The sequence below is a fragment of the Williamsia sp. 1138 genome, assembly GCF_002095435.2.
GTDB lineage: Bacteria > Actinomycetota > Actinomycetes > Mycobacteriales > Mycobacteriaceae > Williamsia.
In genome coordinates this window covers 143,168-156,786 of sequence record NZ_MJEJ02000044.1, presented here as the reverse complement: position 1 = coordinate 156,786, position 13,619 = coordinate 143,168, and the positions used below count along the sequence as shown (strand labels likewise).

Here is a 13,619-nt window from a genome sequence, read left to right as displayed (position 1 = left end):
GCAACGGAGTCCGACCTTTCACCGGGTCGGACAGGGGGAGCGACTCGACTACGCGCCTGCTCGCTCGGTAGTGTCACCCGCGTGGGTTCCGTACCGCTTTCAGAAGACACGCTGCCTGCTGACACAGAGGTGTTGTCCGTGTCCCAGGTTTCTTCCCGAATGGGCTATTCCAACAGCAAGGTCCTCAATCTGATCACCGACGAGCGCCTGCTCGCGGTGCGCCGTGACGGACAGGTCGCGATCCCGGCGCTGTTCTTCGACGGCCCAGAGATCACCAAGCACCTCGTCGGCCTGATCAAGGTGCTGTTCGACGGCGGATTCAGTCGCGACGAGGCCATGAAGTGGCTTTTCGAGATCCAGGACGATCTGGGCATCTGCCCGGCGGAGGCGCTGCACGGGCATCAGGCACGCGAGATGGTGCGCCGCGCCCAGGCCGAGGCCTTCTAAAGGCGTCCGCGGCGCGCCAGAGCCGCGGCGACGTGACCCATCCGGGCCGGTGTCGACACTTGGGCCCGCTGCGTCAGGACGCGGTAACCGTCCTGTTCGACCTGATCCAGGATGGCTCGGTACATCGTCAGGGCAGCCCTGATCCCGGGTCTGCTGGCGGGAGTCAACAGTGCGATCCCGGGCTCGGCAAGCCGATATTCGGCGCGGGTGATGGCGATCAGATGCGCCAGCGCGCGACGAAGCTGCGCAGGCACCTGGCCGTTGCGGCGGCACCGTCGGAGCATGGCTTCATCGACCCCGAACGTGGCGAGTTCGTCGGTGGGCAGATAAATGCGGCCACGGTCGAGGTCTTCGCCGGCATCGCGGATGAAGTTCGTGAGCTGAAAGGCGTCGCCCAGCGCCCGGGCTGCGGTGGTCGCATCCGCGACGTCCCCGACTGTTCCCAGGATGGGGAGCATCTGCAATCCGATGACGCTCGCCGACCCGTACATGTAATCGCGCAGCTGTGCGATCGAGCGGTACGTGGCCACGTGCAGATCGCTGTCGGGGAGATCCATCCGCATCGACCGCAGGAAGGCGTCGAAGTACTCGTGAGGGATCTCGAACGTGGCCGCGGTGTCGGCCACTGCGAGCACCTCGAGATGTCGGGGTCGGTGATCGGGATTCTCCAGCGCGGCGTGCAGGTCTGCCTCGATGTCGTCGAGTTGACCCAGCCGACCCGGCCCGGTCGTGGTGTCGACGATGTCGTCGACCATCCGCGCGAACCCGTAAAGCGCGTAGACGCCGCCGCGCCGAGCCGGAGAGAGCAACTGGGTTCCGCGATAGTAGGTCCGTCCGTGGGTCGCGGTGAGCTGTTCACAGTGCGCGTAGGCCGTCTCGAGTCGTGAACTATCCGTCATGAGTCGGGGCCTGCGCCGTCGGTACCCCTGCCGCGGGTCAACCAACGAATCCGCAGGGGATCGCGTCGCACCAGGGACCAGCCGGCCAGAGCCGAGAGAGCGATCGCGACGATCACATCGGTGATCTCGTACATGAAGATGTCGTCGCTGGGGCCGAACACCTGGAGCAGGAACACACTGAACGCCACGATGGCGACCAGACCCCGGCGATCGATGGTGAAGACCGCTGCGATCACCAGCGCCCAGGTGTAGTACCAGGGGAGCGTCGACGGCTCGAGTAACAGAACCGCCAGCATCGCCCAGGCCATCCCCTTGACCGCGTCGCGCTCAGTGCGCCGGAACCACACCCAGAGTCCGATCAGTGTCAGGGACAACACGATCGAACCGATGGACCGGGCGACCTCGAGAACGGGAAGCAGTGGCAGGCTCACGAACGGCGATGAGACGAGGGTCGTCAGATGTGCCATCGCGGTGGGAATCGTGAGCCAGTTGATGATCTTGGCGGCCCAGGTCAGTCCGAGCAGCCATCCGAATCCGTGGCCGACGAGCAGGGTCAGCGCACCGAAGATGAGGCCGCTGAGTCCGATGATCCACGCCAGCACACCTGCGACGTCGGCGGGTCGGATGCCGGTGGCACTCTCGTCGGACCGGGCTCGTGCGCGGCGGTCCTCCCGGATGTGCGCCAGCCAGATCCACAGGACGAAGGGGATCGCGACGCCGGCGGTGATCTTGATCGAGGCGGCCAGTGCCAGCACGCTCACCCCCGCAACGTGTCGGCGCTGGACCACCAACGTGATCCCCGCTATGAGCACGCCCATCATCAGCAGCTCGACGTGGGGGCCGCCGACGAGGTGGATCAACACCAGTGGATTGAGGGCGACCACCCAGATGGCCATCGCTGGATCGGTCCCGAAGTGGCGGGCGAGGCGCGGCAGCGCCCACAGGGTCAGCAGCAATCCGGGTATGAGGACGAGTCGCATCACCAATACCCCGACGATCGCCTGATCGCCGGTGACCGTGGTGACCGCACGGGTCAGCGACATGAACGCCGGGCCGTAGGGCGCGGTGGTGGTCGCCCACACCTGTGCCATCGAGTCCAGGAGCGGTCCGGGCCGGACCACCGGGCCGTCGGAGTACGGATTGAAGCCGTCTCGGAGCAGGGCGCCCTGGGCGAGGTAGGCGTACACGTCGCGGCTGTAGAGCGGCACCGCGATCATCAGCGGGGCGGACTGGGCCAGGGAGGCCCAGCCGAGAGCGCGAGTGGGTCGATCGGCGGATGGGTCGGCACGCAGGGTGCGCCCCACCTGGACCCACGAGATGACCATGAGCGCCACCCCCAGCCAGAATGCGAGGCCGCTCAGCGTTTTACCGTGCCCGAAGTACAGCCACGTCAGGTGCATCGTCTGCAACGTCGTCTCGTTGCGGGGGACGTCTCCGACGCCGAAGCTGCCCGCGGTGACGAGCAGAGAACCAGCACACCCGAGCAGCAGCTGACGCCCGAGGTCGGTGCGGCAGAAATCACCCACCGACACCCGGGCACGCGTCAGTCGGGCCCGGACACCGCGGGTCGCCATCGGAGTGGTCGTGGACATCGTCGTGGAGTGCCTATTCGCCCGTGATGCGCTGGGCGGCGAGTCGTCCGGACACCAGCACGGGCGGAATTCCCACACCCGGCACCGTGGAACTGCCCGCCAGGACGACATTGGCAGTGCCCGGTACTCGATTGCGCGTGCGCAGTGGACCGGTCTGCCGGACGGTGTGGGCTGCGGCGAACGGTGTCCCCGCCGCCATGCCCGCCGCCGCCCAGGTGGCCGGATCGTCGACGCGGGCGATCGTGAAGGTGTCCCGGATGCCCGTGTAGCCGCGGGTCTCCAGGAGGGCCAGGACTTCCTGTACGTAGGGTCCGGCGAGCTGCTGCCACGGCAGCGGTGCCGAATCGAGGTTCGGGCACGGTGCGAGCACCGTGACCGATTCGCCGGCGGCGCTGATCCCGTGCTCGGGGTCGGAGAGGCCGGGCCTGTTGATCAGCAGGGAGGGATCGCTCATCAGCCGGCCCCGGCCGTTGCGGGCGGTCAGCTCATGAAAGGTCTGGCACCAGGCGGCACCGAAGTCGAGGGTGTGGTGCCCGCCCGGCCACCCGGCGGTGACCTCGGTGGGTACCACGCCATGGGCCACGACGGCGCTCGGTGAGTAGACGATCCGGCGCGAGCGCCTGGCGCGCCGGTGCCCCAGGAGGCGCTCGGTGACGGGTGTGTCGGTGGTGAACACTGCTGCGTCGCAATCCCAGACGCGCCCGTCGGCACTCGTGACCGAAGTCACGCGGTCGCCGTTCCACTGCACGCTCGACGCGGGGGTGCCGAGTTCGACGCACCCTCCTGCGTCGCGCAGCGCCCCGGCCATCACCTCGGCGACGCGCCCCATCCCGCCGCGCGGGTAGTACACACCCATGCTGATGTCCATATGGGCGATCACTGCGTACACGGCCCGTGCGCGCTCAGGTGGTACGCCGGCGTACAGGGCCTGAAAGGTGAAGGCACGCAACAGGCGTTCGTCGGTGACGAACTTCCCCACGCGTGCGGACAACCGGCCCAGCGCGCCGAGCCGCAGCAATGCGGCAGCGCCGGTGCGCGTGGCCGGATCCCGGGCCAGTGAGAGCGCCGAGTCGAAGTTCCGGTTGATGAAGGTGTCCATCTCCACGTCGTAGAGCTGCCTGAGCCACTCGGTCAGTTCTCGGTAGCCACGGGCCTGCTGTGGCCCGAACACGTCGGTGATGGCCGCGGCGAACCGGTCCTGGTCGCGGTGGACGGCGAGTTGGGCGCCGTCTGCGTAGCGCATGTTGTACGTCGGATCGACGTCGATGAGATCGAGCCGGCGCGCGGCGTCCTCCCGCTCGACGCCTACCGCGGCGAGGGGGGCGTGCACCAGCTCGGGCATGGTGAGAATGGTTGCGCCGGTGTCGAAATGGTTGTCACCGATGGTTTCTGTGGCAACCCGGCCGCCAGAGTGAGCGGCGGCTTCGAGAACGGTGACCTCTCGCCCCGCGCCGCGCAGGTGGAGAGCCGCGGTCAGACCCGAGAGCCCGGCGCCGACCACCACGATCCGATCGGTGGGGCCGGAGACTGATGCGACCATCATGCCCGCCGCTGAGTCATGGAGGTCGCCAGCTCTGCGAGGTCCGCCTTCGCGTCGGCAGGGGCGCTGCTCGCGGACAGGGTGATCAGCGCCGATTCGACGAGCTCGCCGATCTGCGATTCGACCCTGGCAACCGCGCCGCTGTCGTGGATGATCTGGGTGGTCTCGGCCAGCTCCGCCGGGTCGAGGTCTTTACCGATGCGTCGGCGCAATACCTGTGCGGCGGCAGGGTTGTCGATATCGCTCAGATTCAATGCGGCAGCGAGCAGCGCCGTCCGTTTGCCTGCGATGATGTCGTCGCCCGCGGGTTTGCCGGTCACCTCGGGATCACCGAAGACGCCCAGCAGGTCGTCGCGGAGCTGAAACGCGACACCGACATCGGTTCCGAACGAGCGAAGGGCCTCGATCAGGTCTGCATCGGCGCCGCCGATCGCGGCGCCGAGCTGCAGCGGCCGCTCCACCGTGTAGGCGGCGGTCTTGAAGCGCATCACCCGATGGGCCGCCACGGGCGACTCGTCACCGGCGGCCTCCGCCGTGATGTCGAGGTATTGACCGGCGAGGACCTCGGTACGCATCCCAGCCCAGATGCTCGCGACCGCGGCGACCACATCCGGCGTCAGACCCGCTCCGAAGAAGAGGTCGTCGGCCCAGGCCAGAGCCAGGTCACCGAGCAGGATCGCGACACCCTCGCCGTACGACGCCGGGGAGCCGTGCCACCCCGCGTCGCGATGAAGTCCTTCGAACTCCCTGTGCAAGGTCGGATACCCGCGACGGGTGTCGGATCGATCGATGATGTCATCGTGGATCAACGCGCAGGCCTGCACGAACTCGAGGGCCGCGCACACGGTCAGCATCTCGTCGTCGAGAGGCCGGGCGGGGCCCGCGGCCTGGTATCCGGCCCAGGCAAAGGTGGGGCGCACCCGCTTGCCACCCCGCAACACGAACCCGCCCATCGACTCCACCGCCTCGGCGAACCCGGGGGCGATGTCTGAAGCTGCAGGTCGGCGCTCTGCAAAGATCTCTCGCAGTAGCTCGGAGGTCGCCGCTGGGACGTCGCGCAGGGACTCGATGGGCACCTGGTCACCTTAGCTGCGAGGTGTCGATCGGCTCTGCCGACCGGGCGACGTGGCCGGGCCCGCCTGGCCAATCGTATGATTGCCGGGTGAGTTCGCAGCTACCCCAGACATCGATCGTGCAGCGGCTGGCCGAGCCACATCCGGGGCCGGTTCCATTTTCCGTCGAGTTCTACCCGCCCCGCGATGAGCAGGCCGAGGCGCGGCTGTGGCGTGCGGTGCGCATCTTCGAGCGCATGGGTCCGGCATTCGTCTCCATGACCTACGGCGCCGGCGGATCAACCCGCGACCGCACCCTGCGGATCGTCGGGCAGCTGGCCCGCGAGACCACGTTGCTGCCGGTTGCTCATCTGACCGCGGTCGGGCACAGCGTGGAGGAGTTGCGGGCGATGGTCGGCGGCTTCGCCGATCAGGGGATCACCAACATCCTCGCGTTGCGCGGCGATCCGCCCGGTGACCCGCTGGGCGAGTGGGTCAAGCACCCCGAGGGGCTGGAGTACGCAGAGCAACTCGTCCGACTGGTGCAAGAGCTCGGCGATTTCAACGTCGGCGTCGCATCGTTCCCCGAAGGCCACCACAGAGCTCCCGATCTCGACCACGACACGAAGTATCTGGTCTCGAAACTCCGTGCCGGAGCCCAGTATTCGATCACCCAGATGTTCTTCGACGTCGATGACTTCCTGCGTTTGCGTGACCGGGTGGTAGCAGCCGATCCCGAGCAGGGCGCCAAACCGCTCATTCCGGGGATCATGCCGATCACGTCGCTGGCATCGGTCCGTCGCATGGTGGAACTGTCGGGCTCGGTGCTGCCCGCCGACATCGATCGGCGCCTGGCCGCGGCGGCCGGTGGCGGACCGGAAGAAGACCGGGAAGCCGTCCGGGCCGTCGGCATCGACCTCGCCACGCAGATGGCGCAGCGACTGATCGCCGAAGGCGTTCCGTGCCTGCACTTTTGCAGTCTGAACTTCGCCAAGGCAACCAGCGAGGTGCTCGAACGCCTCGGCATGAACGTGATGGCTGCCTGAACCACCGGCGTCAGGGCGTCAGCGCCCGGCCCTTCCAGATCAGCTTCCCGGTGAGGCGGGCCCGCAGTGAGTCTGCGACGGCCACCGCGCTGATGACCATCGACAGTGGATGTGCGATCGCGGAGAGCACATCGGGGCCACCCAGGGCTCCGGTCTCTGCACGACGGGCGATCAGGCGTGAGGCGATCCCACAGGCGAGTGCTGCCGCGGCCCGCCGGCGCCGGCGCCCGGTAGCCACGTCGACAAGTGGGATCAGGTTCGCGCAGCCGAACACCACCGCGACGGCCACGGCTCCGGCAGGACCACCGAATTCCGTTCCCAGCCAGCGGCGATAGCCCTGCCAGGTCTCGCTGGGACCGTCGTACATCCGGCACGACGCCACGTCTTTGCCACTGCGGACGGTCGAGCCGAGCCCGATGTCGCGGTACTCCCGTGCAAGCGCGAGGTCGTCCGTGATCTTTCCGCGCACCGAGGCATGGCCCCCGGACCGCCGGTAATCAGCACTCGAGGTGATCAGGAATTGCCCGTTCGCCACCGCCATCGATCGCCATTGCAGTCGCTCGGAGACGCCCAGGGGCACCGAGCCCAACCATGACCAACACAGCAAGGGCTGGACGAGGTGCTCGAAGACGGATCCGGCGCGCTGCGCGGGCCAGACCGACAGCAGGCCGCCTGCATTGCCGCAGGTGCGCACGCCCCGGACAAGGGCGGTCGGCGCCAGGCGTACGTCGGCGTCGACGAACGCGATCATCCCCTCGCCGACGCGATCGGCGAGCAGGGTCATGGCGTGGATCTTCCCGGTCCAGCCCGGTGGCGGGGGAATGTCGTTGCGGTACAACTCGAAGCGGGGATCGTCGGCGATCGCTGCGGTTACGACGTCGCCGGTGCCGTCGGACGAATCGTCGTCGCAGATCAGCACCCGCAGATCCGAGATCCCGGTCTGGGCCCTGAGGTCAGAGATCAGCGACGGGATCCGAGCTGCCTCGTCGCGAGCTGGGATGCACACCCAGACGGGTTCAGTGATCGGCCCGCCTGGCTCGGCCAACGATTCGACCCGCCGGACATTGGCAAGTGCGACAGCCAGATTGACTGCCGACAGTCCCAGCGGTAACCAGCCGATCAGCGGGTCGACCGGTCGTCGTCGCGAGGTCCGCCCGGCGTCGTGGCGTTCTGCCGGGTGTCCACAGGTCGTCGGGCCGGCGCGCCGGGCCGAGGTGACTGGTCGCGATTGACCCACGCCAGCGCGACGACGATCACCGTGACGGCCAGCGCGATTCCCGCCATCAGCCCGGTCCATCCGGTGAACGCAGCGGTTCCGGGTTCTTCGTAGTTCGCCTCGGCGGTCATGGGTGAGGCCTTGCCGATCTCAGGCTTCCACGAGACCGCGTCCTCGCCGTCCTGCTGCCCGTTGGTGGCGCTGACAGGGCCGGCGAACTGGACGGAGAACTCGACGTAGTCCCTGCCGGCCGCGAGGCCCTGCAGATCGGCGGTACCACGGAAAGCGACGACGTCGCCCCGACGCTGTGCGTTGAGGTCCATCGTCACCGACGTGTCCGGATAGGCGTCGTCGACCAGTTCTCCGAGTTGGGTGAACTGTCCGAGGGTCGCCTCGGTGAAGGTCGCGCGGGTGCCGATCAACCCGTCGCGTTTGAACTCGGTCGCGCTGACCACCGACTCCAACGACTGCGGGACGACGATTTGCGGCCCTTTCTCCTGGCCGACGTCCTTCTCGGCCAGCACCATGGCTCCCCAGAGGCGGTCGCCGAATTCGGTGGGCGAGTTCGAGCAGGCAGCGAGCGCGGGACCGCACACCAGGACCAGGAGGGCAAGAACCAGGCTCATGGTGCCGCGGCGCTGCCGGCCGCGGGGCTGTCGGGTGATCTGAGGCACGCAGCTATCGTGCCACTAGTGCTGGGCCCGCGCGGCAAGGGCGCGCCCTCGTGCGGTCAACGTGAGGTCGGGTGCCTGCTGCCGACCGTGCCGAACAGGCAGATCGCGGCCGGAACACCGATGATGCCCATTCCGATCAGGCCGTAGGGGACCGCGGCGGGCAACTCCGGATCGTCGAGGAATACGAGGAACGCCAACGCGGATCCGAGCCAGGTCCAGGTGAACCAGCCGATGGGGGTGATCGCCGAGCGCCAGGTGACGACGATCGGCTGCCGGTCGATGAGCGAGAGCAGCGTGAACATCACCGCGGCGACCCCGGCCCAGCCGAGGAAGTTCGTGAGGGGGATCTGTTCGATGCCCGGAAGGCCGGCGTCCCGGGTCTCCCAGGTCCACAATCCCGCGCTGACCATCTGCGGATCGAGATACAGGTCCCAGCCGACCATTCCTGCGGTTGCGAGCGGGATCCGGAACCACGGTGTCGTCGTGATGAACGAGCTGATCCACCAGATGCAATAGCCACCGGCCGTCCAGGCCAGGCCGATCACGATCGGTACGTCGGCGATCGAGGGGCCGATCCGGCCCATGGTGTACTCGTAGGCGCCGAACGGGAAAGACGTTGCGGTACCTATGATCTCAGCGCTCCAGCCGACACCGGCCGTTGCCGCGACCATCGCAACCGTCCGAAGCGTGCCGAGGCGAGCAGCCGAATGGAGCACCATCGCCGCCGCAGAGGCGAGCACCACGGTGACAGTCACCCGATCGCGGGTGGTGCCTTCCACCAGCGGGTAGGTGATCTGGGCTGCGATGGATACGGCGAGCAGTGCGGCCGACAGTGTGAATCGGGTGTCCGTGGACGTCATCCCCATCGACCGCGGGTGATCTTCGACAGTGTCGAACGCCGGCCTGCCAGCACGGCGGTGGCGGCGATCCGCCCACTCGCCCCGCAGACCCCGCCACCGGGGTGGGTGGAGGCCCCCGCCAGCACGAGACCGGGGGCGCCGGGGATGCTGTGTTGGGCCATTTCCGGATGGGGCCGCCAGATCATCATCTGATCGAGCGACATCTCGACGTGCATGATGTTGCCGCCGGTGAGCCCGAGTTCGGTCTCGAGATCGGCCGGCGTCTGGATCCGGGTGTGCTCGATGGACTCGGAGAACCCCGGGGCGTGCCGGTCGAGTTCGGCGACGATACCGGCCGCCGCCTCGGCGGCGAGGTCGCTCCAGCTGCGACCGCCGGACAAGCGGTACGGGTGCCACTGCGCCCACAGGCTCGTCGAGTGATGCCCGTCAGGTGTCAGTGTCGGGTCGATCGCGGAATAGCTCATCGCCACGAGGGCGGGTCGGCGCGGCAGATCGCCCGCGGAGGCGTCGGCGTACGCCCGGGCGAGCTGACCCCGGTCCGTCACGAGGAGCCCGAGGGCGGAGTGGACGCCGGCGTCGTCGCCGATACCGCGATAGCTGGGCAGGGCGGTCCCGCCGAGGCGTACCGCCATCCCGATCCCGTTCCCGACCCGGATCTGTGCTGCCCAGCGATCGGCGGTGGCGGAGTCGAAACCGCCGGCCCGCAGGAGTTTCAGGGTGGTGAGGATGTGGCAGGCACTGACGACCGAGCGGGCCCGCTGTTCGCTGCCGTCCTCACACCGCACCAGCCAGTCGTCGCCGCGCTTTTCCAGAGCCGTGGCGGCGGCGGACAGGCGTACCTCGCCGCCGTCCGACTCGAGCTTGCGGACGAGGGCTTCGGTCAGGGCGCCGCTCCCACCGATCGCCCGGCCGGGCGGGATGGTGTGCATCGCGGCGGCGAAACCGACCATCGGGGCAGTCCCCGGCTCGTTCATCGGCGGCCCGGACTGGGCGCCGAACCACGCGAGTGCGGCCTTGAGTTGTTCGGACTCGAACCAGTAGTCCAGCAGGGAGTCGCCCGACATCAGGAACTCCTGGGACAGTCCGAGGCCTGAGGACGCACCCTTGCCGGGTATGCGCCCCTGCAGGCCCCAGAAGGCTTTTCCGAGCGCGATGGGGGAGGGCGAGGAGGTGAATGCCGACATCATCGCGGCCGACCGTTCGGCCCAGACGACCACGAAAGCGCGGTAGGCCTCGGCGTCAGCTGCGCCGCAGGCGTTCTCGATGGACGCGCAGGTCCGATCGAGGTCTTTGTAGAAGATGATGGGTTCGTGGGTGTCGTCCGCAGGGCTGAATGCCCAGGGATCGCAATCGATGTAGCGGAGCCCGTGATCGGCGAGTGCCAGTTCTTCGAGGATCGGCGTGTGCCGGATCATCAGGTGCGCCGACGATCCACGATCAACCCGGTATCCGGGGAACCGCTCGACGGTCGATACTGCGCCACCGGGGATGCTGTCGCGCTCGACCACCACGACCCGTTGTCCTGCGGCGGCCAGATATGCGGCGGCGACAAGACCGTTGTGGCCCGCTCCGATGACGACGGTGTCGATCATTGATGCTCCTACTCCAGTGGCAGAGTTCGACCAAGTACAGCAAATGGCCGCGGGTCCCCCGAGAAAGTGAAGCGACGCAGCACGTCGGCGAACCCCAACCGACGATAGAGCCGCCACGCGCGGTTGTTCTCCTCGCTGACCTCTGGGGTCGAGAGGAGGACCTGCGGTTCGGTTCTGTCGGCGAGCAGGCGCACCAGCAGTGCCTCGCCGATCTGCCGGCCCTGGGCGGCGGGGTGAACGTGCAGTTCGGTCAGCTCGAAATACTCGTCGGTGATCGACCGGATCCGCTCGGGATCGGCCCCGGCGCGGGTCAGCCCGGAGCGAACCTGCTGGTTCCACCATTGGTCACCGGCACCGCGGTACCCGTACGCGATCCCGACGAGGGTTTGCTGCGAGGAGGCGGCGCCCGGTGACTCCACGGCTGCGACAGCCTGCCAGCCGGGACGGTGGACGTGCTCCTGCCACAGGGGAGCGCGTTGCACCTCGGTGCCCTCCGGATAGTTCATCGCGGTCACATAAACCGTCAAGGCATCGGGTAACCACGTCCGTGCGTCTTGGGCCGAAAGGTCCACGAGCCGGATCGGCACAGAAGTTTCCGCCTTCTTCGCTTGAGGGTTGTAGACGTCGTAGGTATATTGAATATGTCGAACGGGTGTTCGAGGCTTCAACCTCCGCAAAGGCCGAGCCGCATCGTTGCCCGCACGACGTGAGGGCGGTCCGGTGGTCGACGAGGGAAGCGTGGGCCACCGGATCGGACCCACACGGACAAGATCGACGGAAGGATCACAACAGATGTCGACGACAATCTCGCATCCGTCACGAGGGACCGCGGCTGCGCGCAGTCTGAAATCGGACCCGACTCCGGAGCCGGCCCAGATCATCTCGGCGCGGGACCTCCTGGTCCGAGCCGAGTCCCGGCTCCGCGAATCCGATGTTGTGACCGATCCCACCGAAGAGTTCAGTGCGCTCTATCAGTCCGCGCTCAGGGCGGCCGGTGCAGTGCTCGCCGTGGCCGAGCGGCCGACGCGTCGGCGCGGCTCCCGCAGCGCCTGGTCCCGGTTGCCGCAGGCGGTTCCGGAGATGACCGGCTGGGCCACCTACTTCGCAGGTCTGTCGCGCCTTCGTGCGGACGCCGAAGTCGGTCTCCGCGAGGTCTCGGAGGAGCAGATCGCATCATTACGCCCCCGCGTCGACGAGTTTCTGCATGCCGTCGAAACCGAAATCGTTCGACGCGAGCAGGGTAAGTCGTCGAAAATGCCCGCCGGAGCGGCTTGAACGCGGGAATTTCGCTCAGATGGACCAATCTTGACGAACTTGTGGCGGGGAATGGTGGTCGGGACTTCCAACACCTCGTATCATTTCAAGTGGGCCCACCACAGTGGGCCCGGGCAACCGGAATCGTCCCCCGCGAGCTCTACGGAAACCACGTGCTGAAGGAGGGGGCGGGTGCCACTCTCAGAGCACGAGCAGCGCATGCTCGAACAGATCGAAAACGCTCTGTACGCAGAAGACCCCAAGTTTGCGTCCAACGTCCGATCGCGTCGCTTCGGCGGCTCCACTGCTCGTCGCCGCCTGCAAGCGGCGGTTTTGTTCATTGTTGGTCTGGTCCTTCTCATCGGAGGATTGGTCGTAGACGTGATGATCGGCGGTTTCCCGATCATCAGTCTCGTCGGCTTCCTGGTGATGTTCGGAGCAGGTCTGATGGCGTTGTGGGGTTCACGGAGCGGTCCGACGAACGGTGCCGCCGCGGCGGGGTCGACCTCACGGAGATCCTCGGGTCGTGAGCCGCGTCAGGGCCGCAAGTTCTCCGAACGCATGGAAGAGCGGTTCAACCGCAGGTTCGAAGAGGAGTAACCCAGGCCTCCGAAAAGTTCTCAAAAACCGCGTATCGCCAGTGCGATACGCGGTTTTTTTGTGTTGAGACTTCGTAGCTTCCGCTCGCCCCCCGGATTCCCCACTCTCGCCCACATGTGGGCGGGAGTGCCCGTTCTGTGGTTGCAGTGACCCCTGATGCACCCTTCCTGACTACGGATCGGCCGAAAACGCGCTGACGCAGGATTGGCGCCCCACCAGGCAATGACCCGACTGCCTGCATAAATGCGGGGACTCGCCGAAAATCCGCGCCTACAGGGGTGGAAAGTGGAGAGTTGTGGGGTATGGTGGTGCTTGTTGGTGGGAGAGCCCGGAATCTTCCAATCAACTGGGTTGGAGGTGTCGACATGGCTGACGCTATGTTTTTCGGCACCTACACGCCCAAGCTCGATGACAAGGGGCGGCTGACGCTGCCCGCCAAGTTCCGAGATGCATTAGCGGGAGGCGTGATGATCACAAAAGGTCAAGACCGCAGCCTCGCGGTGTATCTGCGGGACGACTTCTACGAGTTGGCGCGAAAAGTGCTCAGTTCGCCGAAGAACGATCCGGCGGCCCGAGCGTTCCAGCGTCAGTTGAGTTCGGGCACGGACGAGCAGAGGCCCGATGGACAAGGCCGGATAAGTCTGGCGTTGGATCATCGACGCTATGCGGGTCTGGCCAAAGAGTGTGTGGTGATTGGCAACATGAGCCACCTGGAGATCTGGGACGCGCAGACCTGGCGCGACTACCAGGACGAGCACGAGGAGAACTTCTCGAGCGTGGGCTTCGACGCGCTGGATGCGGTCGAAGGACCGTAACGCCGGGCGGACTCACGTGGGTGAATCGAGGC

The 13,619-nt window shown here is 67.1% G+C and carries 14 protein-coding genes; 5 read left to right on the top strand and 9 right to left on the bottom strand.

The annotated features are described in order from the left end of the window. Positions 1-81: 81 nt before the first annotated feature. Positions 82-447 carry an Rv2175c family DNA-binding protein gene (locus tag BH683_RS15140; RefSeq protein WP_084837082.1) on the top strand — a complete coding sequence of 122 codons (366 nt, stop codon included), beginning with the start codon at positions 82-84 and terminating at the stop codon, positions 445-447. Here BH683_RS15140 and BH683_RS15135 read toward each other — a convergent pair. The 4 genes from BH683_RS15135 to BH683_RS15120 are packed head-to-tail and all read right to left on the bottom strand — an operon-like array spanning position 444 to position 5,554. Next, entirely contained in the window at positions 444-1,346 is a 903-nt protein-coding gene (locus BH683_RS15135; RefSeq protein ID WP_084837081.1) for a phytoene/squalene synthase family protein, read from the bottom strand. The genes BH683_RS15140 and BH683_RS15135 overlap by 4 nt on opposite strands. Continuing rightward, positions 1,343-2,938 carry an alpha-(1->6)-mannopyranosyltransferase A gene (locus BH683_RS15130; RefSeq protein WP_246833392.1) on the bottom strand — a complete coding sequence of 532 codons (1,596 nt, stop codon included), beginning with the start codon at positions 2,936-2,938 and terminating at the stop codon, positions 1,343-1,345. The genes BH683_RS15135 and BH683_RS15130 overlap by 4 nt, the downstream gene beginning before the upstream one ends. 13 nt (positions 2,939-2,951) lie before the next feature. Next, positions 2,952-4,478, bottom strand: coding sequence for a phytoene desaturase family protein (crtI, locus tag BH683_RS15125; RefSeq protein ID WP_094647515.1), 1,527 nt, complete (start codon positions 4,476-4,478; stop codon positions 2,952-2,954). Further along, positions 4,478-5,554: a polyprenyl synthetase family protein gene (locus BH683_RS15120; RefSeq protein ID WP_246833391.1), complete on the bottom strand. Its 1,077-nt coding sequence runs from the start codon at positions 5,552-5,554 to the stop codon at positions 4,478-4,480. Before BH683_RS15120 ends, crtI begins: the two co-directional genes overlap by 1 nt. An 86-nt stretch (positions 5,555-5,640) precedes the next feature. Between BH683_RS15120 and BH683_RS15115 the strand changes: the two genes are divergently transcribed. After that, positions 5,641-6,576, top strand: coding sequence for a methylenetetrahydrofolate reductase (locus BH683_RS15115; RefSeq protein WP_094647513.1), 936 nt, complete (start codon positions 5,641-5,643; stop codon positions 6,574-6,576). A 10-nt stretch (positions 6,577-6,586) separates the two neighbouring features. On the opposite strand, the gene BH683_RS15110 is transcribed toward BH683_RS15115, so the two are convergent. From BH683_RS15110 to BH683_RS15095, 5 genes are all read right to left on the bottom strand, one after another. Next, positions 6,587-7,582, bottom strand: coding sequence for a glycosyltransferase family A protein (locus BH683_RS15110; protein WP_246833390.1), 996 nt, complete (start codon positions 7,580-7,582; stop codon positions 6,587-6,589). A gap of 113 nt (positions 7,583-7,695) precedes the next feature. Further along, positions 7,696-8,466, bottom strand: coding sequence for a DUF3153 domain-containing protein (locus BH683_RS28995; protein ID WP_246833389.1), 771 nt, complete (start codon positions 8,464-8,466; stop codon positions 7,696-7,698). A gap of 56 nt (positions 8,467-8,522) precedes the next feature. After that, entirely contained in the window at positions 8,523-9,326 is an 804-nt protein-coding gene (locus BH683_RS15105) for a carotenoid biosynthesis protein (RefSeq protein ID WP_084837077.1), read from the bottom strand. Beyond that, positions 9,323-10,918 carry an NAD(P)/FAD-dependent oxidoreductase gene (locus BH683_RS15100; protein WP_084837076.1) on the bottom strand — a complete coding sequence of 532 codons (1,596 nt, stop codon included), beginning with the start codon at positions 10,916-10,918 and terminating at the stop codon, positions 9,323-9,325. Before BH683_RS15100 ends, BH683_RS15105 begins: the two co-directional genes overlap by 4 nt. 8 nt (positions 10,919-10,926) lie before the next feature. Further along, positions 10,927-11,505, bottom strand: a complete 579-nt coding sequence (locus tag BH683_RS15095; protein WP_084837075.1) for an N-acetyltransferase — start codon at positions 11,503-11,505, stop codon at positions 10,927-10,929. Between the two features lie 205 nt (positions 11,506-11,710). Here BH683_RS15095 and BH683_RS15090 point away from each other — a divergent pair, with 205 nt between their 5' ends. From BH683_RS15090 to mraZ, 3 genes are all read left to right on the top strand, one after another. Beyond that, positions 11,711-12,193: an SAV_6107 family HEPN domain-containing protein gene (locus BH683_RS15090; protein WP_084837074.1), complete on the top strand. Its 483-nt coding sequence runs from the start codon at positions 11,711-11,713 to the stop codon at positions 12,191-12,193. A 171-nt stretch (positions 12,194-12,364) separates the two neighbouring features. Beyond that, positions 12,365-12,772 carry a DUF3040 domain-containing protein gene (locus BH683_RS15085; protein ID WP_084837073.1) on the top strand — a complete coding sequence of 136 codons (408 nt, stop codon included), beginning with the start codon at positions 12,365-12,367 and terminating at the stop codon, positions 12,770-12,772. Between the two features lie 377 nt (positions 12,773-13,149). Continuing rightward, positions 13,150-13,587, top strand: coding sequence for a division/cell wall cluster transcriptional repressor MraZ (gene mraZ / locus BH683_RS15080; RefSeq protein WP_084837072.1), 438 nt, complete (start codon positions 13,150-13,152; stop codon positions 13,585-13,587). Positions 13,588-13,619 lie beyond the last annotated feature (32 nt).

Coding starts and splice junctions, on each gene's coding strand:
- BH683_RS15130 (WP_246833392.1), bottom strand. CDS start 2,938: ATGTCCACGACCACTCCGATGGCGACCCGCGGTGTCCGGGCCCGACTG.
- BH683_RS15105 (WP_084837077.1), bottom strand. CDS start 9,326: ATGACGTCCACGGACACCCGATTCACACTGTCGGCCGCACTGCTCGCC.
- mraZ (WP_084837072.1), top strand. CDS start 13,150: ATGTTTTTCGGCACCTACACGCCCAAGCTCGATGACAAGGGGCGGCTG.
- BH683_RS15135 (WP_084837081.1), bottom strand. CDS start 1,346: ATGACGGATAGTTCACGACTCGAGACGGCCTACGCGCACTGTGAACAG.
- BH683_RS15090 (WP_084837074.1), top strand. CDS start 11,711: ATGTCGACGACAATCTCGCATCCGTCACGAGGGACCGCGGCTGCGCGC.
- BH683_RS15100 (WP_084837076.1), bottom strand. CDS start 10,918: ATGATCGACACCGTCGTCATCGGAGCGGGCCACAACGGTCTTGTCGCC.
- crtI (WP_094647515.1), bottom strand. CDS start 4,478: ATGGTCGCATCAGTCTCCGGCCCCACCGATCGGATCGTGGTGGTCGGC.